The organism is Chryseobacterium sp. 2P (genome assembly GCF_059579425.1).
Genome location: NZ_CM184194.1, coordinates 4,284,639 through 4,304,221 on the forward strand (window position 1 = coordinate 4,284,639; position 19,583 = coordinate 4,304,221).

At 37.5% G+C, this 19,583-nt stretch carries 15 protein-coding genes; 13 read left to right on the forward strand and 2 right to left on the reverse strand.

The features are described 5' to 3' along the window. The first annotated feature begins 3 nt into the window (after window positions 1-3). From AC52CF_RS19620 to AC52CF_RS19680, 13 genes are all read left to right on the forward strand, one after another. On the forward strand, window positions 4-2,094 hold the full coding sequence (locus tag AC52CF_RS19620; protein ID WP_375180980.1) for an FIDD domain-containing protein: 2,091 nt from the start codon (window positions 4-6) through the stop codon (window positions 2,092-2,094). Window positions 2,095-2,176: 82 nt separating this feature from the next. After that, window positions 2,177-4,519 carry an FIDD domain-containing protein gene (locus AC52CF_RS19625; RefSeq protein WP_496517583.1) on the forward strand — a complete coding sequence of 781 codons (2,343 nt, stop codon included), beginning with the start codon at window positions 2,177-2,179 and terminating at the stop codon, window positions 4,517-4,519. 162 nt (window positions 4,520-4,681) lie between these two features. Further along, window positions 4,682-6,277 carry a replicative DNA helicase gene (dnaB, locus tag AC52CF_RS19630; protein ID WP_214588236.1) on the forward strand — a complete coding sequence of 532 codons (1,596 nt, stop codon included), beginning with the start codon at window positions 4,682-4,684 and terminating at the stop codon, window positions 6,275-6,277. A 33-nt stretch (window positions 6,278-6,310) separates the two neighbouring features. Further along, window positions 6,311-6,787 (forward strand): ribonuclease HI, encoded by a 477-nt coding sequence (gene rnhA / locus AC52CF_RS19635; RefSeq protein ID WP_214588235.1) that lies wholly within the window; start codon window positions 6,311-6,313, stop codon window positions 6,785-6,787. Window positions 6,788-6,949: 162 nt separating this feature from the next. Further along, window positions 6,950-9,202, forward strand: coding sequence for an FIDD domain-containing protein (locus tag AC52CF_RS19640; protein ID WP_496517584.1), 2,253 nt, complete (start codon window positions 6,950-6,952; stop codon window positions 9,200-9,202). A gap of 110 nt (window positions 9,203-9,312) precedes the next feature. Continuing rightward, window positions 9,313-9,939 (forward strand): NAD(P)H-dependent oxidoreductase, encoded by a 627-nt coding sequence (locus AC52CF_RS19645; protein WP_214588233.1) that lies wholly within the window; start codon window positions 9,313-9,315, stop codon window positions 9,937-9,939. 30 nt (window positions 9,940-9,969) lie between these two features. After that, entirely contained in the window at window positions 9,970-11,541 is a 1,572-nt protein-coding gene (gene nadB / locus AC52CF_RS19650) for an L-aspartate oxidase (protein WP_214588232.1), read from the forward strand. A gap of 18 nt (window positions 11,542-11,559) precedes the next feature. Next, complete coding sequence (locus tag AC52CF_RS19655) at window positions 11,560-12,201, forward strand: hypothetical protein (RefSeq protein ID WP_496517585.1); 642 nt, start codon at window positions 11,560-11,562, stop codon at window positions 12,199-12,201. A gap of 10 nt (window positions 12,202-12,211) precedes the next feature. Further along, window positions 12,212-13,072, forward strand: coding sequence for a carboxylating nicotinate-nucleotide diphosphorylase (gene nadC, locus AC52CF_RS19660; RefSeq protein ID WP_496517586.1), 861 nt, complete (start codon window positions 12,212-12,214; stop codon window positions 13,070-13,072). A 209-nt stretch (window positions 13,073-13,281) separates the two neighbouring features. Further along, window positions 13,282-16,008: a TonB-dependent receptor gene (locus AC52CF_RS19665; RefSeq protein ID WP_496517587.1), complete on the forward strand. Its 2,727-nt coding sequence runs from the start codon at window positions 13,282-13,284 to the stop codon at window positions 16,006-16,008. Window positions 16,009-16,100: 92 nt separating this feature from the next. Then, window positions 16,101-16,532: a hypothetical protein gene (locus AC52CF_RS19670; RefSeq protein WP_214588228.1), complete on the forward strand. Its 432-nt coding sequence runs from the start codon at window positions 16,101-16,103 to the stop codon at window positions 16,530-16,532. A gap of 32 nt (window positions 16,533-16,564) precedes the next feature. Continuing rightward, a complete protein-coding gene (locus tag AC52CF_RS19675; RefSeq protein WP_076391627.1) occupies window positions 16,565-17,557 on the forward strand; it encodes an aspartate-semialdehyde dehydrogenase in 993 nt (330 codons plus the stop codon). A gap of 54 nt (window positions 17,558-17,611) precedes the next feature. After that, window positions 17,612-18,616 (forward strand): cation diffusion facilitator family transporter, encoded by a 1,005-nt coding sequence (locus tag AC52CF_RS19680; protein ID WP_496517588.1) that lies wholly within the window; start codon window positions 17,612-17,614, stop codon window positions 18,614-18,616. A 9-nt stretch (window positions 18,617-18,625) separates the two neighbouring features. Here the strand turns inward: AC52CF_RS19680 and AC52CF_RS19685 are convergent, their stop codons facing one another. Further along, the gene (locus AC52CF_RS19685) at window positions 18,626-19,063 is read right to left on the reverse strand and encodes an exosortase F system-associated membrane protein (RefSeq protein WP_496517589.1); all 438 of its coding nucleotides are present in this window, start codon (window positions 19,061-19,063) and stop codon (window positions 18,626-18,628) included. Then, complete coding sequence (gene xrtF, locus AC52CF_RS19690; RefSeq protein ID WP_496517590.1) at window positions 19,050-19,580, reverse strand: exosortase family protein XrtF; 531 nt, start codon at window positions 19,578-19,580, stop codon at window positions 19,050-19,052. The genes AC52CF_RS19685 and xrtF overlap by 14 nt, the downstream gene beginning before the upstream one ends. Window positions 19,581-19,583 lie beyond the last annotated feature (3 nt).

Here is a 19,583-nt window from a genome sequence, read left to right on the forward strand (position 1 = left end):
ATTATGAAAAAAATCTACCTTATATTACTGTTAATCTTTTCTCAATTCTTTTTTGCACAGTCCGATTGTGCCACTGCAATAAGAGTATGCGGAAACTCAGATATTTCTTATTTTCCTACAGGTTCGGGAAGCGTGGACGATCAGGTAAATGCCAACGGAAGCTGTTTAAGTGGGAACGAACACTATTCCGTGTGGTATGAATTCACTGTTGCAACAGCAGGAACATTAACTTTTACTATTACTCCTCAGGCGCCTTATACCGCAGATTATGATTTTGCTGTGTACGGACCTAATAAAACATGTGCTACAAAAGGTGCTCCGATCCGTTGTAATTATGCGGGTGCGCAGCCTTTTCCAAACCAGACCGGACTACAGGTCGGTCTTACGGCTAATTCAGGAGCGTGGAGTCCTGCAATGAATGTTCTTCCCGGAGAAACTTACTATCTTATTGTTGATAACTGGTCCGGAGCAAATGCGGCGATGGCTTTTTCATTAACATGGGGAGGTACCGCTACATTAACTTCACCATTCAACGATCCGGCAATTCAGCCCAATCCGTTTAATCCTATAGGAATTCCGGGAGCTACTGCTTCAGATCCTAGAATCATCGAGGTATGCGATATTTCAGCACCTTACAACTTCCAGACTAATAGTGCTAATATTGTTAACGGTAACCCTAACTTTTATGTAAAATACTACAAAACGTCTAACGATGCTTTAGCGGATACCAACGCAATTACGTCGCCAATTATTGTTAATACGACCAGTACTTATTATTATACTATCCGTTATCAGGATCCAACAAATCCTAATAACCCTACCAATAAATGCTTCAACGTTAACGCATTCAAGTTTAAAGATGTTACCTTTAAAGCAACAAATGCGAGTTTAACAGCATGTAATAACAACAATAACGGAGTTGCAGTGTATAACCTTACCACAACAACATTATATACTCCAAACCCGAATTATACATACGTTACAAAGTATTATCCAACATTTACAGACGCTACTAACGGAACTAATGAGATTTTGAATCCTACAGCTTACACTTCTGCAACAGGAGATGTTTATGCAAAGATTACAACCAACTTAGGATGTTCTGATATTGCAAAAATTACATTAAACTTTTACCCGGTAGTTGTAGTTACAGATGTCACATTAAGATCTTGTTATATTGATACAAATCCTGCAACAGCTTCTTTCGACCTTACTTTAGCACCTGTAACGACGCAGGCAGGAACAAAAACATATTATCCGTCTCTTACTGATGCTATCAACGGAACCAACGCGATATTAAATCCTAGTACTTATATTGCTCCAAACGGTGTAGCTTATATAAAAGTGACCAATGGAAACGGGTGTTATGCAGTAGCAAAAGTAACACTGGTTGTTCTTCCTCCGGTATATTCTAGTGTGCTTGAAGATAAGATTATCTGTATGGAAAATAAGACGACATTAGATGCAGGTCCTGGATTTACAGCTTACAAATGGAGTACAGGAGCTACAACACAGGCTATTAACAATGTAACTGTAGGAACGTATTGGGTTGAGCTTAAAACAGGAAACTGCGTTACAAGACAGACTGTAAAAGTTTACCCTTCTGAACAACCGGTAATTTCCAGCATTGATATTACAAACAATACAATAACTGTAAATGTAATCGGAGGAACTGCTCCTTACAAATATTCTTTAGACGGAATCAAATGGCAGGATTCTAACGTTTTCGAAAATGTTGCCAGAGGAGACAATATGGTTTATGTAAAAGACGGCTATAACTGCGATCCGCTTACGGTAACAGTAGTTGTTCCGAACTTAATCAATGTAATTACTCCAAACGGAGATGGTGTAAATGACGTGATCGACTACTCTGCTTTAGCCGGAAAACAAGGTCTTGTACTAAGTATTTTCGACAGATACGGAGTAAAAGTAGGTCAGGCTGATAAATCTAACGGATACAAATGGGACGGAACCACAAAAGGTAAAAAAATACCTACCGGAACCTATTGGTATACTGTAGAATGGAAAGAGAATGATAAAAAGAATACCCCATTCAAATTCTCAGGATGGGTAATGGTAAAAAACAGAGAATAAATATTGCTAACAGATAAAAAACCGCTTTTCTCAAGCGGTTTTTTTCACATCATAAAGTTTAATTTTTTTTAAAATCTTTCTAATGAAGAAATTATTACTGCTGACTATCTTATTCTTGTCGCAAATGGTTTTCTCACAATCAGATTGTATTTCAGCAATTCCTGTTTGTGGAAATTCAGACATTTCTTATAATCCGAGTAGCTCAGGAACTGTTCAGGAAGCTACTTCCGCAAGCTGCCTGGATGTAGAACACTATTCCGTATGGTACTATTTTACTGCTGCTACAACCGGAACCATAGAATTCACGATCACCCCCAATACCGTTCCGGGAGTAACGCATTATGACTATGATTTTGCCGTTTACGGACCTAATATCAACTGCGCCACATGGGATTTCGGGAATGCTATTAAATGTAACTTTTCAGGACTCAGTGGTCCTACAGGATTAAGTTCAACCATCACGGGAAGCCAATGGGAAACTCCGCTGAATGTAATTGCAGGAGAAACTTATTATCTGCTTATTGATAACTATATTCCGAGTAATCCATACGGATTTTCTTTAACGTGGGGAGGAACTGCTTCTTTAACTTCAGCATTCAACAATCCTGCTTTAACGCCGAATCCGTTCATTGCACCGGGAACACCTGCTGCAAACCCTTCTGATCCGAACGAAATTCTTAAATGTGCTTTACCATCCATGTTTGATTTCAGCACATTGTCTGCAGGAATTATTAACGGTAATCCGAACTTTTCTGTAACATATCATTTAACAAGTAACGACGCCATTACGGGAACAGCACCTATTACAACTCCGATAATGGTAAATGCTACCACCTATTATTACAGAATTAAATATGTAGATCCCAACAACGCAAATAACCCTGTAAATGGTTGTTTCCAGGTTGGAAAATTCAAATTCAGATCGGGTAATATCGTTGTAAATAATGCCACCATCACTTCGTGTAATTATGATAATACAGGAATCGGTTATTTTGATCTAAATTCTGCAAACGTATACGGACCAACCAATGTTGTGAAAAAATACTATCCTACAATGTCAGACCTTACCGCAGGAACCAATGAAATTACCACTCCTTCTTCTTATGCATCACAGGCTCCAAAAACAGTTTTTGTAAAAGTTACAACTACTGAAGGATGTAGTGCCAATGCAGAGATTACCCTGCAGTTTTTACCTGCCCTTGCTGTCGTTCCGGCTACAGTAAAAGCTTGTAACAACAATAATGCAGGAACAGGCGTCTTTGATTTAACAGCTCCTGATGTTTACCCTACATCTACAAACGTTACTAAAAAATATTATCCTACATTAGCGGACCTTAATGCAGGAACCAACGAAATTACAAATCCTGCGGCTTATACTTCTGCAGCACCGAAAACAGTGTATGTAAGAGTAAGAAATCCTCAGGGATGTACAGGTTACAACCAGATTAGTTTACAGTTTAATCCGGTAGTAACAGTAAATGATGCTTCTATTGAAGAATGTTATATCGAATCTAATGTAACCACAGCATCATTTAACCTGACAACGCCAAGTGTAACTACACAGACAGGACAAACGAAGAGATATTACAAAACTCAGGCGGACGCCATTGCAGGAACCAATGAAATCTTAAATCCTACAACATACATTTCAACAACAGGAGTAGTGTATGTAAAAGTAATCAGCATAGAGAACTGTTATGCCATTGCGAAAATCAACCTGAAAGTTTTACCTCCGGTACAATCCGCTGTTCTTAAAGACAAGATCATCTGTATTGAAGATAAAACAACACTAGACGCAGGACCTGGTTTTGATGCTTACGAATGGAGCACTGGAGCAACAACACAATCTATTTCAAATGTACCTGCAGGAACATATACTGTAAAACTGAAAACAGGAAAATGCTGGACATTACAGCAGGTAAAGGTTACTGCTTCGGTACAACCAGTTATTACAAGTATAGATATCAATAACGATTCATTTACAATCAACGTAACAGGAGGAAAAGCACCTTATAAATATTCTATCGACGGAGTAAACTGGCAGGATTCCAATGTATTCACAGGTCTTCCGAGAGGTGAAAATAAAGCTTATGTAAAAGATGCTTATAACTGTAGCCCGATTAGCGTTCAGGTAACTGTTCCTAATCTTCTGAATGCGATCACACCAAACGGAGATAACAAAAACGACTACATCGATTATTCTGCTTTGGCTTATAAAAAAGATCTCGTTTTCACGGTTTACGACCGATACGGAAACATGATTTATAAAGCAGACAAGATCCGAAATTACACCTGGGACGGAACTTCCGGTGGTAAGAAAATTGTTACAGGAACATACTGGTACACGATTACGTGGACAGAAAATGACAAAAGCAATACACAGACGAAATACAGCGGCTGGGTTTTGGTTAAAAACATTCAGTAATAATTCAATCTGATTTTCAGAACATTAAATCACCTCAGTTTTGAGGTGATTTTTTTTGCTCTTCGCAAAACCCTTCTGGATAAAGGTTTCAAAAGTTATCCACAATTTTTTGTTAGTTACTCCGTTTCATTTGCTTTTCAAAAAAACTATCTTTGCACTATTATGGCGCAGAAAGAAACATTATCTTCTTTGACGAACGGAAATTTTGCAAAAGAACTCTCCATTGCAGACGGGAAAATGCCTCCCAATGCTCTGGATTTTGAACGATTGGTGATTGGTACTTTTTTAATTGATAAAAAAGGACTCGATCATTCGATAGATTTGCTTACCCCTGAAGTTTTCTACGATCCGAGACATCAGGTCATATTTTCTACCATTTTAAAATTATACGAAGGCAACCAGCCTGTCGATTTAATGACGATTATTCAGGAGCTTAAAAAAGAAGGCAAGTTAAGCTCTGCCGGCGGAGACAGCTACATCATCGATCTTACGATGGGAGTAAGTTCTTCTGCCCATATTGAATATCACGTCCGCGTTATTCTTGAAAAATATATTCTTCGAAGCTTAATCAATGTTTCGGCAAACGTAATTGACGCATCCTATAAAGAATCAACAGACGTTTTTGAACTTCTGGATAAAGCCGAACAGTCTTTTTTCGAAATCACAAACGGAACCATTAAAAAAGGATTCGATACTGCCAATTCATTGGTAAAACAGGCAATCGACACCATTAAATCTCTAAAAGATAAAGAAGGACTTTCCGGAGTTCCTTCCGGTTTCCGCGATGTAGATAAAGAAACCGGAGGATGGCAAAACTCCGACCTTATTATTATTGCAGCACGTCCGGCGATGGGGAAAACAGCATTCCTTCTGTCGATGGCAAGAAATATTGCAGTGGGACACAAAATTCCTATGGCTCTATTCTCGCTTGAGATGGCATCGGTACAGCTTATCACAAGGATGATTGCTTCCGAAACAAGAATTTCATCAGAAAAACTCAGAAAAGGAACTTTGGATGATGAAGAATGGGAAAGACTCTTCTCCAATGTTTCCGAACTGGAAAATGCCCCTTTATATATTGATGAAACACCTTCCCTGTCTATTTTCGACTTCCGCGCCAAATGCCGAAGACTTGTCATGCAGCATGGTGTAAAGCTCATCATGGTCGATTATCTTCAGCTGATGACTGCCGGAAGCGGCGGAAAAGGAGGAGGAAACCGTGAACAGGAAATTTCCATGATTTCACGATCTTTAAAAGCCATTGCCAAAGAACTTAATGTTCCTGTCATTGCACTTTCGCAGCTTTCCCGTAGTGTGGAGACACGTCCGGGGAAAAGACCTCAGCTTTCCGATCTAAGGGAATCCGGAGCAATTGAGCAGGATGCAGATATTGTATCTTTTATTTTCCGACCGGAATATTATAAAATTACGGTTTGGGACAACGATGAAGAAGGACAGGAAACCTCAACAGAAAATCAGGCGGAATTGATTATTGCAAAACACAGAAATGGTGCAACTGCCGATGTGCGTTTATCTTTCTTAAAACATTTTGCGAAGTTCGGTGATATTGAGGCTGCTTTTGACGGAGGAATGAGCGGAGGACGATATCCTTCCAACTTTGGAAAGCAGGAACCTAGCGGTTTTGATAAAATTAAAACAACAATTCAGCCGGGTGCAGCTTTTGATCTTCCGGACAGTTCAAAACTTTCAGGATCTTCAATGAATGATTTTGATGATGACGACGATTTTCCTTTTTAAATTCAGGACTAAGATTAAGGTTAAGATTTAAAAATGAAAATTGAAATATACACCGACGGAGCCTGCAGCGGAAATCCCGGAAAAGGCGGGTACGGAATTCTCATGCGCGTCCCTGAAAAAAATTATCAGAAAACATTTTCTAAAGGCTTCCGGAAAACCACCAACAACAGGATGGAACTTCTTGCTGTGATCACCGCTTTGGAAAAACTGAAATCTCCGGACAACGAAATTCATATTTATACAGACAGCAAATATGTTGCGGATGCCATTAACCAGAATTGGTTAGCCGGATGGATCAAAAGGGGCTGGAAAAACGTGAAAAATCCTGATCTGTGGAAAAAATTTGTCGTATTATACAATCTGCATAAACCAAAAATGCACTGGATAAAAGGTCATGCCGGTCACTTTGAAAACGAACTGTGCGACAAACTTGCCGTAACCGCTGCTGCTTCAGATAATTTAGAAATCGATACTTATTTCGAAAATCCTGAAAGCAACACTTTATTTTAATTAACAATTACAGCTAATCTTCAGAAAAATTTTCAGCATTCTTTCAGTTTCTTTACCATTTATTATAAAATAAATACTAAATAAGGCAAATTTAATATTAAATACATATTATTTAATTAGGATTTAATATATTTACACGTCTAATTTTAAGTATGCTAATAAATGAATAAAAAACTACTCCTTTATTTATCCCTCTTCTTATTTTGCTGCTTCGGAAAAATTTCGTCGCAAACCTATCAGCTTACCGGAAATCCTGTAAACACCACAGGCTGGAACATCGTTCCTTCTGCGGTTGTAAATACAGACTTTATACAGCTTACCGCAGACCAGATCAGTCAGGTAGGAGGTATAAAATTAGACTCTCCTATCAATCTTAAATATTGTGATAAATGGAGAGTGGAATTTGATTTCAGAATCGACGGAAACGGTACAGCTGCCTACGGAAGAGGAGATGGTATTGCTTTTTGGTATCTGGCAAATCCACCCGCTTCTTACACATCTGGCGGAGGATTAGGAATTCCTGCAAACTCTACCGGCTTAATGGTGGGATTTGACATTTTTAATAATACCACAGAAGCACAGATGAGTAAAGTCCATATCTTATATGGAATAAACAACACGGCAGGATCAAATATCGAATACAATACAACTCCCGGAAGTACATTTCACTCTCCGGATCTGAATCCTACGCAGCCTTTCGTCGGAACTACTTTCAGACACGTTGAAGTAAACGGACAGGTAAATCCTGCAGCTCCTGCAAGCTGGATCATTACGCTTAAAATCGACGGAACTACCATTGTAAGCCAATCATTTGCCCCTTCCGGAGCTGCAGCTACCATGACGACCGGCTATTTTGGCTTTTCTGCTTCTACAGGAGGAGCGAGTGCAAGACAATCAATTAAAAACGTAAAAGTTTATATAGACAAAGTTGCGCTTAACCAGACGTTGGTAACAGATACTTTCTGTCCGAATCCTGCAACAGGACAAGGAACGGTAAATTTAACATCTTATCAGGGACAGTTTGTAACCAATCCTGCCAATTATACGTTCTCATACAGTGTAGGCGGAACTCCGATTACGAATCCTACCAACTATCAGTTCAGCGCAAATACTTCAGTTTCTGTTTTAATTAAAGACAATACAGGATTGCTTTGTGATAATCCGGACGGTAAAATTCAGTTAAACCTTTCTCCTTTCACAGCAACCCCTGCAACACTTACGGAATGTAATAACAACAATACAGGAACAGCCACATACAATCTTACGCTTGCGAATGTGAACGAACCAACGGGTTCTACCAAGAAATATTATAAAAATATGGCGGATCTAAACGCCGGAACCAATGAAATTACCAATCCTACAACCTACACTTCTGCTGCGGGAACCGTATATGTAAAAGTAACCACTCCTCTTGGCTGCCAGGGTTCTGCTGCAATTACCTTAGCATTTTACCCTCAAATTGCTACAACAGACGCTACTCTGGAATCATGCTTTATCGATAATGCACCGACAACGGGTTTATTTAATCTTACACAGGCAATTGTAACTTCTGCGACGGGAGTTACAAAGAGATATTTTAAAACACAAGCGGATGCTTTAGCCGGAAACAATGAAATTCTGAATCCTGCAGCTTACGTAAGCACATCATCCGTAGTGTATGTAAGAATTACGAATGTGACCAATTGCTGGACACTTGCAAAAATTACATTAAAAGTTTTAGCGCCGATTTATTCTTCTGTATTGAAAGATAAAATCATCTGTATTGATGCTAAAACAACTTTAGATGCAGGAACCGGATTCGACAGTTACTTATGGAGCACCGGAGCAACCACACAATCTATCACGAATGTAACGCCCGGAATTTATTGGGTACAGCTGAAATCAGGAAGATGTACAACACAGCAGACTGTAATCGTAAATCCTTCGCAGCAACCAGTAATTGCTACAATTGATATTAAAAACAACACGATTACCGTGAATGTGAAAGGAGGAAAAACACCATACCAATATTCTTTGGACGGAATAAACTGGCAGGATTCTAACGTCTTCACAGGTCTTGCAAGAGGTGAAGTTGTAGTGTATGTAAAAGATGCCTACAATTGTACACCTATTCATGTTCAGATAACGGTTCCTAATCTCCTGAATGCCATTACTCCGAATGGAGACAACAAAAACGATTACATCGATTATTCCGCATTAGCATATAAAAAGAATTTAGTATTCACGGTGTATGACAGATACGGAAATAAAATGTACGAAGCCGACAAAATCCGAAACTACAAATGGGACGGAACTACGGGAGGCAAAAAAGTAATGACAGGAACTTATTGGTACACCATTACCTGGAATGAAAATGACAAAAACAGTACTCAGACGTCTTACAATGGCTGGGTTCTGGTAAAAAATATAGAATAACACTTTTTAAAGATCATTCGAAAAACGGATGATCTTTTTTTATGCCTTATTTAGAAGAAATATTTTATTTTAAACTTATTTAATTCGCATTCAATTCTTAAATTTGAATTATGAATTATTTAGAGGCTTTAAGCAGAAGATACTCTGTAAAAAAATTTAATCACGAAATTATTCCTCAGGAAACCCTGCATAATATTCTTGAATCCGGAAAATTATCGGCAAGTTCTCTTGGTCTTCAGCCTTACGAAATTCTTATCGTGGAAAGTGAGGAGATGAAGCAGAAATTAATTCCTGCATTCTACAATCCGTCACAGATTTCCACCTGTTCTCATCTCGTTGTTATTGTTTCCAAAAAAATTGTGGACGACAATTACATTAACGGTTATTTCCGGCATATTTCTAAAGTAAGAGAAACACCGCTGGAAAAACTGGATCTTTTTAAAAACAGCATCAATCAGCATATTAATCAAAAAACACAGGATGAAATTTTCAGCTGGGCAGAAAAACAGTCTTACATCGTTCTGGCGAATCTCATGTATGCAGCCGCAATAGAAAATATAGACACCTGTCCAATGGAAGGCTTCCGTCAGGAACTTATCGAAGAAATTCTGGAGATAAATACTGAAACCGAAAAAGTAAGCGTAACGCTCGCTTTAGGCTACCGTTCGGAGGAAGATCATTTTCAGCACATGAAAAAAGTAAGAAAACCAAACGAAAAATTGTTTAAATTTATTTAACTATTTAGACAATTGTCTTAAACTAAGGATATGATAAAAGCGGATGTATTAGTAATCGGTTCCGGAATTTCGGGACTTTCCTATGCCATAAAAGTTTCTGAGCAGCTTCCTGATGCCAAAATAATCATCGTAACAAAATCGGACGAAGATGAAAGCAACACCAAATATGCACAGGGTGGTCTTGCAGTAGTTACAGATTCTAAAAATGATAACTTCGAAAAACACATTGCCGATACAATGCGTGCGGGAGACGGCGAAAACAAACGCGATGTGGTGGAAATGGTAGTTAGGGAAGCTCCTGCAAGATTCAATGAAATTGTAGACTGGGGTGCGAATTTTGACAAGAAAAACGGCGAATTTGCTTTAGGAAGAGAGGGAGGACACACCGAAAACCGAATTGTACATCACAAAGATATCACAGGTTTTGAAATCGAAAGGGCACTTTTGCAAACCGCAAAAAGCAGTCCGAATATTGAGATTCTCGATCATCATTACGTAATTGATATCATTACGCAGCATCATGTTCCCGGAAAAGAATTAAATGAAGGCGATATCCATTGCTACGGAGCCTATATTCTGGATGAAAAATCCAAAACCATTAAGAAAATAACATCAAAAATAACACTTGTTGCAACCGGAGGAGCAGGACACGTTTACAAAAATACCACCAATCCGACGATTGCAACAGGAGATGGAATCGCTTTTGTGGCAAGAGCAAAAGGAAAAGTTTCCAATATGCAGTACTATCAGTTTCACCCGACCGCTCTGTACAGTAAGCTCGATGGAATGTTGTTTTTAATTTCGGAAGCCGTTCGTGGAGACGGAGCCAAATTAAGAACAAAAAGAGGTGAAAAATTCATGCATAAATATGATGAACGTGAAGAACTCGCCTCCAGAGATATCGTTGCAAGAGCCATTGATGCAGAAATGAAAATCACCGGAGACGAATTTGTAGGGCTCGATTGCCGTGAAATGGATCATGAAAAATTTCTTGAACATTTCCCGAATATTTATAAAAAATGCAAAGACGAAGGAATTGATCCTTTCAGCCAGCTTATTCCCGTTGTTCCCGCCTGTCATTATCTGATGGGAGGAATTGAGGTTGACCGCGACGGTCAGTCTTCCATCAGAAATCTTTTCGGAGTGGGAGAATGTACCAATTCCGGACTTCACGGAGCCAACAGACTAGCTTCCAACTCTTTATTGGAAGGATTAGTTTTCGGACACAATGCTGCCATGAAAACCGTTGAACTTTTAAACGAAAATAATTTCAACTTTGATGATCTGAAAGCCGTTCCGGAATGGAATGAAGAAGGAATGAAAATCATGGATGAGATGGTAATTATATCTTACCTCAGAAAGCAGCTTCAGGAAATGATGAGCGATCTGGTAGGAATTGTACGAAGCAACCGCCGTCTGAATATGGCTTTGCAAAAACATCAGGAAATCGCTGCCGCAGTGAACGAAATTTACCACTACTCTATTCTTTCGCCACAGTTGTCAGAGCTTAGAAACTTAACAACCGTTGCCCACCTCATCATTACCCAGTCTATGGAAATGACGGAGAATAAAGGTGCGTTTTATAATAAAGATCTGGCTTAAGAATAGCAAATACGGAGTATGGAAATCTTCAGTCTGAGAATTTTAACCATCATGAATCTTTTAAACTTTTTAAGAGTCATGTTGATTTTTATCGTTCTCATTGTACTTGGTTTTCTTATTTTTGGAAGCAAGCATCATGATGAAATCTATTTTCTGGGCTGGATGTTCATTTTAGCGGCTGTATCTTTTGGGGTTCGATTCTTTAATTATATCAAGAAAATTATCATTTCAAGAGCAAAATATCCTCTTCCATTAAATCTATTGTGCAATATACTTACAATGGGAAAATCTTATTATTTCGGAAAAGATCAATTCGATCTGGATGAAATTATAAATGATAACAAACTTCCTCAGACATTTTATTATATCAACAATCATCAATATCCGATTTTAGAATTTAAAAGAGATAAACTTCTTTTTCATGGGACAGAATATCAGTGGAAAAATATGAACTGGAAATATTTTCTGTACATAGAAAATCCTGATGCTTACAAACCGCGAGGAAAATATTTAATAGAATTTACAGCAACCAATCAAGACAATATCCGAATAAAAAATAAAATTGAATTCGAAAAAATAAAAGCTGATGAAAATGAAGTAATTTTGCTTTTTGTGATTCACGATTTGTTATTCGGAACAAAAGCATCTTATTATTACTAAAATTAAAAATATGAAAAGACCGGCATACGTAACCGATAAAGCTTTAAAACAGTTTATTAAAAACGCCCTTGAAGAAGATATTCAGGATGGCGATCATTCTACGCTTTCCACTATTCCCAAAGATCTGGAACAAAGTGCAAAACTACTGGTAAAACAGGATTGCATTCTTGCCGGAGTGGAACTGGCTGAAATTATTTTTAAAACTTTTGATAAAAACTTAAACGTTGAAACTTTCGTAAAAGATGGTGATGCTGTAAAGGTAGGAGATATTGCTTTTATTGTAACCGGAAGTGCAAGATCTATTCTTTCAACGGAAAGACTGGTTTTAAACTGTATGCAGCGAATGAGCGGAATTGCAACATTAACGCATGACTGGGATTCCAGGCTCATCGGTACAAAAACAAAACTTCTGGACACCAGAAAAACAACTCCAAACTTCAGGGTATGCGAAAAATGGGCTGTTGCCATTGGCGGCGGAACCAATCACCGATACGGACTTTATGACATGATCATGCTGAAAGACAACCACATCGATTACAACGGAAGCATTACCAATGCCGTAAAAATGGCAAAAGACTACATCAAAAAGAATAAGAAAAAGCTTAAAATAGAAGTTGAAACCAGAAATCTGGATGAAGTTCAGGAAGCTATTGATGCGAAGGTAGACCGAATCATGCTGGATAATATGGACGTAAAAACTATGAAAAAAGCAGTAAGCTTAATTAATGGTTCCTGCGAAAGTGAAGCTTCGGGAGGAATTACCCGCGATCAGCTTAAAGAAATTGCTTCTACAGGCGTTACCTACATCTCCGCAGGAGCACTTACTCACTCAGCAGAAAATATAGATTTAAGCCTCAAAGCCGTGAAATAGCGTTGAATTTTTGTTAAAAATGATCCCCTTTTGTTAAAAACTCAATAATGTGATTTTTTTCATGCGAAATATCAATTATTATTCAATACATTGTAAATCAACATTTTAAACCTTATTAAGAACCTTTAAAAATTAACATACAGTTAATATTAGTTAAAATAAATTTCCTCAATTTTGCAGAAAATTAAATCTAACTATTACTAACGATTATGAAATTAATCAACAAATCAATGCTAACTGCGGTAATAACATTATCTACAGCTAGCGTTTATTATGCTCAACAGGTTCAGGACACAGTTAAATCAACTAGGTCTAAAGACATTGACGAGGTAGTGTTAATTGGAGTTGCTGATATCGCAAAAGATAGAAAAACTCCTGTAGCAGTTTCAACAATCAAAGAAGCGCAAATCGTTGAAAGATTAGGAAATCAGGAATTCCCTGAAATCTTAAATACAACCCCATCTGTATATGCTACAAAAGCTGGTGGAGGTTTTGGAGATTCTAAAATTAACATTAGAGGATTCGCACAGGAAAATATTGCCGTTATGGTAAATGGTGTCCCTGTGAATGATATGGAAAACGGAGCTGTTTATTGGTCTAACTGGGCTGGACTTTCTGATGTTACTTCTGCAATGCAGGTACAAAGAGGTCTTGGTTCTTCAAAATTAGCTATCGCTTCCGTTGGAGGTACAATTAACGTTCTAACAAGAGCTGCTGATAAAAAACAGGGAGGAATTGTTTCTCTAGGTCTTGGTAATAATGATTATCTAAAAACATTATTTGCTTACAATACTGGTAAATCTGCAAAAGGATGGTCTTCTTCATTCTTAATGAGCAGAACTGCCGGATCAATGTATGCAGACGGAACTGAATTTGAAGGATATAACTATTATTTTGCCTTAGGATATCAGCCAAATAAAAAGCATGATTTCCAGTTTACAATTACGGGAGCTCCTCAATGGCACAATCAGAGAACAACCTATTCTACTATTCAAAATTACATCAAATATAATTCTGATAATGACGGAACTCCTAACAGAAGATATAATGCAGATTGGGGCTGGAGAAATGGTGACGTTTTATCAAACAGAGTAAACTACTATCACAAACCAGTAATGTCTTTAAACTGGGATTGGAATATCAGTTCAAAATCTAAATTAAATTCAGTATTCTATGCTTCTTTCGGTAGAGGTGGCGGAACAGGTGATTTAGGTAGAATTCCAACAGGTGTAGGTACTGCAACAGGAGGAGTAAATTCTTTCGTTGATGCAAACGGACAAATTGCATATGACAGAATTTTCGCTACAAATGCAAATGTTAATATGAATACTTCAGCTGCGGGTGCTACTTTAGTAAGAAGATCATCAATTAACTCCCATAACTGGTTTGGAGCGATTATTAGTTTCAATCATAAAATTAATGATAACTTAAACTTCACAATCGGTACAGACGACAGATATTATTACGGATATCATTATCAGGTAATTTCTGATCTTTATGGTGCTGCAGGATACAAAGATAATACTAACAAAAACTTTTATACTTCGCCAGGAAACTTATATACTGTAACTCCTAGAGTAGTTTCTAATACATTTAAGGCTGAGCCTACTTTCAATCCGTTCGGAGGAAAGAGAAACAGTATGGATGATATGGTAGGATATAACAATGACGGTGAAGTTTTATGGTATGGTGGATTTGGTCAGCTAGAATATTCTAGTGATAAGTTATCTGCATTCGTTTCTGGAGCTTTATCTAACCAGTCATTCCAAAGAATCGATCACTTTATCATCGATGGAGTTACGCTTTTAAATGGTCAGCAAGCAGGTTTCAGAAATTCAGCAACATCTACCGCTATTGCTCAGCCAACCGCTACAAATCCATTATTGTATGAAAAAACAGGCTTTAAAGATATTGTAGGATATAATGTAAAGGCAGGTGCTAATTATAACATTAATGATCAGCACAACGTTTTTGTAAATATCGGATATTATTCTAAGCAGCCTTTCCTTAATGCTGTTTACCCAAATAACAAAAACTACTTAAATCCGAACTTAACGAATGAAAAAATCTTCGGTGTTGAGGCAGGATATGGATTCCGTTCTGGTATCTTCACAGCTAATTTGAACCTTTACAGAACTGAGTGGAGAGATAGATTCTTGAGAAGAGGTAATCTTGCATTTACTTACACAGATCCTACAACAGGACTACCTGTAAGCACTACAACTGCTTATTCAAACCTTCAGGGAATTACAGAAATTCACCAAGGATTTGAAATTGAAACTAATGCTAATGTTCACAAAATGTTAAGCCTGTTCGGTATGCTTTCTGTAGGTGACTGGTATTATAAAGGTAATGCACAAGGAAATATATTTAGTGAATCAAACGAACTCATCAGTTCAGAAATGCAGACATTATATATTGATAAAGTTAAAGTTGGTGGAGCAGCACAAACTTCAGCAGCAGTTGGATTTACATTCAAGCCAACAGACTGGTTTTCATTCGACGGAACATATAGAGGGATTAAAAATTTATATGCTAACTTAAACCTTCTTAACTTCTCAAATCAGGCTGCAGGAGATCAAGGCGCATTAAAATTACCTTCTTATGGTTTAGTTGATTTAGGATTATCTTTTAAAATTAAATTACATAATCCTAAACAATTCTTTACAGTTAGAGGAAATGTTTATAACTTGCTGGATAAGACTTACATTGCTGAATCTAATACAAACACAAAAACCGGATTAACTTTAGATCAGTACATAGCGGTAAACAGGCCTCTTCAATCAACCCCATTAACCACTGCTCAGATTGCAACATTAACGTCTAACTATAAGGCGTACCAAGCAGCAGGAACATGGAATGGAGTAAACCAACAAAACCAAGTTTATTTCGGATACGGAAGAACATGGTCTGCAACACTTTCATTCAACTTCTAATAAATACATAAATTAGATTTTATAAATATCAATCCCGGCTTTTCGCCGGGATTTTTGCTATATTTGTGTCTGAAAAACAGAAAAAAATAAATATGGACTTTTACAACATTTTACTTAATGCTCACAAAGGATTCGGATATCTGGAAATTCTTTTGGTGACGCTGTTTGTTATTGCACTTTTAGCAACCATGTTCGGATTCAGTGGAAAAGTAAATAATTTCCTTAAAAAGACTACTCTTTTTACAATGATCTTTTTCCACGTTCAGTTTCTATTGGGGATTGTGATGCTGATCATTAATTTCTCAAATGGTTTAAATATGGGTGAAGTGATGAAAAACTCAGCATTAAGATTTCAATATGTAGAACATCCGTTTTCTATGCTGATCGCCGCTGTTTTAATGACGATCGTTAACAAAAAAGTAAAAACCAACCCTACAATTTCTTTAGGAGTCGTAATTATGGGATTAATTGCCGTAGGTTTATTTGCATTCGCGTTCCCTTGGGCGAGAGTCTTCGGGGCATAAATATATTAACAAAATAATTTTTAATTAAATCAATGAAAGTAGCTGTAGTAGGTTCAACAGGAATGGTTGGACAAGTTATGCTTAAAGTTCTCGAAGAGAGAAACTTCCCTATCACCGAACTAATTCCGGTAGCATCCGAAAAATCTGTAGGTAATAAGGTGAAGTATAAACAGGAAGAATTTACGATAGTAAGCATGAAAGACGCTATAGCTGCCAAACCGGATATTGCTATTTTTTCTGCCGGAGGCGGAACCTCCCTCGAATTCGCTCCTCTTTTTGCTGAAGCAGGAACAACAGTAATCGACAATTCTTCAGCATGGAGAATGGATCCTGATAAAAAACTGGTGGTTCCGGAAATCAATGCAGATGTATTGACGAAAGAAGACAAAATTATTGCCAATCCGAACTGTTCTACTATTCAGTTAGTAATGGTTTTAGGACCTCTGAACAAAAAATATGATTTAAAAAGAGTCATTGTTTCCACTTACCAATCCGTAACAGGAACCGGTAAAGCTGCTGTAGATCAGCTAAACGGAGAAATCAGCGGAGACGATTCTATCGCAAAAGTATATCCGTACCAGATTTTTAAAAATGCATTGCCGCACTGTGATGTTTTTGCAGATGACGATTATACGAAAGAGGAGATCAAATTAATGAAAGAACCTAAGAAAATCTTAGGGGACGATACCTTTAATTTAACAGCCACCGCAGTAAGAGTTCCGGTTCAGGGAGGACATTCTGAAAGTGTAAACATCGAGTTTGAAAATGAATTTGATCTTGACGAAGTAAGAAAAATCTTATCTGAAACTCCCGGAGTTGTTGTTGTAGATAACGTAAAAAACAACGAATATCCTATGCCGCTGTATTCCGAAGGAAAAGACGAAGTTTTCGTCGGAAGGATAAGACGGGATCTTTCGCAGCCCAAAACCCTTAATCTCTGGATTGTGGCAGACAATCTGCGGAAAGGAGCCGCGACAAATGCGGTACAGATTGCAGAATACCTTGTAGAAAACAACTTAGTATAAACTAACAAAATCAGAAAGAGTCTCAGAAATGAGATTCTTTTTTTTATCAAACCTATGAACCTTCATAAAAATAAAAGTAAAGATAAATTAGCCTTTCAGAAGCTGATTGCCGCCTTTGGGATCATTCTATTCATCGGAAAGATTATTGCCTGGAAACTGACGAATTCCGACTCTGTCTTTTCTGATGCCATGGAAAGTATCGTAAATGTTATCAGTGCATTTATGGGGCTATATTCGCTCTATCTGGCGGAAAAACCTAAAGACGAAGACCATCCTTACGGACATGGTAAAGTGGAATTTGTAACTTCCGGAATAGAAGGTGCTTTAATTGCCATTGCCGGAATCATGATTATTTATGAAGGGGTTCACAGCTTAATTGTCGGGAAAGTTTTAAATAAAATAGATCTGGGGATCTGGATCATTGCTGCAACTGCTATTATCAATTACCTGCTGGGTTATATTTCCATTAAGAAAGGAAAAGCAGAAAACTCCGTTGTTCTGATCTCTTCCGGAAAACACCTTCAGTCTGATACATTAACTACACTTGGCGTTGTTGCAAGTTTAGTTATCGTCTATTTCACCAAAATCTATTGGCTGGATTCTGTAGTTGCACTGGGCTTTGGGGGATATATTATTGTTGTGGGCTATAAAATTGTCCGGAAATCGCTGAGCGGAATTATGGATGAACAGGACCCCGATCTTCTGGAACAGATCATCCAGATTTTGGAAGAAAACCGGAGAACGGAATGGATTGATGTTCATAATATGAAAATACAGCAATTCGGGGCGAATCTTCATATTGATGCACACATTACTTTACCGTGGTATTACAGCCTTCGTGACGCGCATAACGAAATGGAAAAAATGATTATTCTTTTAGCAAAAAATACAAAAAGAAGTGTAGAATTTAATTTTCATATGGACGATTGCAGACCAATTTCCTGCCCTGTCTGTCAGATATCCGATTGTCCGGTACGCGAAAAAGAGTTTGTAAAAAGAATAATCTGGACACCCGAAAATGTGACTTCTGTGGATAAGCATACCATAGAAGATCATTAGAATATGACTCTATATATCTTTTTGTACCATTTGTTTTCTGTAATAAAACATCGGGATAATAAGAAGTAAAGTCAGTGGCTGGATTACAAATCTTCTCATGTAAAAAGAAAAAAGATATCCGATTTCAAATCTGTCATAAATACAGTACAAATAAATCGGAAATGTAATCGCAAAAATAATCGTAATTAAAACAACTCCCTGAATTGTCCACTGCTTGTTTCTGAACCAAAAGTGAATTACGACGCATGAAAATAACAGATTCAGACTAAACCGGAAGATATAGCCGGGAATTAATTTTCCCCACTCAAAATCCGGAAAAGAAAGATTTTTATTTGCTTCATGAAAATAATTGAGAAAAGGATCATAGAAAATTCTGTCTTCAAGTATTCTTACACTTATAAGACCAAAAATCCCTAGTATGACTAAAATCCAATTAAGATTTTTCATTTTTCAAAGCAAAAAATTTAATCCAGACCAGCCAGAGTACGACTACCGTTCCGTAAATAACCGCAGGAAAAATATAATCATGAGTAGTTTTACTGTATGCTTTATAATCTAAAACAACAATATTAAGCCCCACAATTCTTAAAACATTAATAATATAAAGCAAAACCAGCCCCAGAATAACAAAAACGAAAGTCTTTTTTCCTTTGTAAAAGGCAAAAACAAATGCTACAAAAAGAATCATCACAGAAACGGCATTGCAGCCTTCCACCATTCTTGTAGGATATTCGTTCCGGACATAAAAATAAACCTGCTCACCTTTGATATCATTATACAACTGTGTCGGGAAACCCATAAAGTTCTGGATATATCTCACCTGCTCCGCAATCATTCTGGAAAACGGATCGAGACCTTCTTTCTGAAAACTGTTCAGAAAAAACTGATAGGCTAGAAGCAGCACCATATAAATGATGATGAAACGCAGCAGAATGCTCAAAACAGGTTTAAAATCCTTTAGCATAAT

Excerpts from the sequence above, each read along its gene's own strand:
- AC52CF_RS19665 (WP_496517587.1), top strand. The coding sequence starts at position 13,282 with ATGAAATTAATCAACAAATCAATGCTAACTGCGGTAATAACATTATCT.
- AC52CF_RS19625 (WP_496517583.1), top strand. The coding sequence starts at position 2,177 with ATGAAGAAATTATTACTGCTGACTATCTTATTCTTGTCGCAAATGGTT.
- AC52CF_RS19675 (WP_076391627.1), top strand. The coding sequence starts at position 16,565 with ATGAAAGTAGCTGTAGTAGGTTCAACAGGAATGGTTGGACAAGTTATG.
- rnhA (WP_214588235.1), top strand. The coding sequence starts at position 6,311 with ATGAAAATTGAAATATACACCGACGGAGCCTGCAGCGGAAATCCCGGA.
- nadB (WP_214588232.1), top strand. The coding sequence starts at position 9,970 with ATGATAAAAGCGGATGTATTAGTAATCGGTTCCGGAATTTCGGGACTT.
- AC52CF_RS19655 (WP_496517585.1), top strand. The coding sequence starts at position 11,560 with ATGGAAATCTTCAGTCTGAGAATTTTAACCATCATGAATCTTTTAAAC.
- AC52CF_RS19640 (WP_496517584.1), top strand. The coding sequence starts at position 6,950 with ATGAATAAAAAACTACTCCTTTATTTATCCCTCTTCTTATTTTGCTGC.
- dnaB (WP_214588236.1), top strand. The coding sequence starts at position 4,682 with ATGGCGCAGAAAGAAACATTATCTTCTTTGACGAACGGAAATTTTGCA.
- AC52CF_RS19620 (WP_375180980.1), top strand. The coding sequence starts at position 4 with ATGAAAAAAATCTACCTTATATTACTGTTAATCTTTTCTCAATTCTTT.
- AC52CF_RS19645 (WP_214588233.1), top strand. The coding sequence starts at position 9,313 with ATGAATTATTTAGAGGCTTTAAGCAGAAGATACTCTGTAAAAAAATTT.
- nadC (WP_496517586.1), top strand. The coding sequence starts at position 12,212 with ATGAAAAGACCGGCATACGTAACCGATAAAGCTTTAAAACAGTTTATT.
- AC52CF_RS19685 (WP_496517589.1), bottom strand. The coding sequence starts at position 19,063 with ATGAAAAATCTTAATTGGATTTTAGTCATACTAGGGATTTTTGGTCTT.
- xrtF (WP_496517590.1), bottom strand. The coding sequence starts at position 19,580 with ATGCTAAAGGATTTTAAACCTGTTTTGAGCATTCTGCTGCGTTTCATC.
- AC52CF_RS19680 (WP_496517588.1), top strand. The coding sequence starts at position 17,612 with ATGAACCTTCATAAAAATAAAAGTAAAGATAAATTAGCCTTTCAGAAG.
- AC52CF_RS19670 (WP_214588228.1), top strand. The coding sequence starts at position 16,101 with ATGGACTTTTACAACATTTTACTTAATGCTCACAAAGGATTCGGATAT.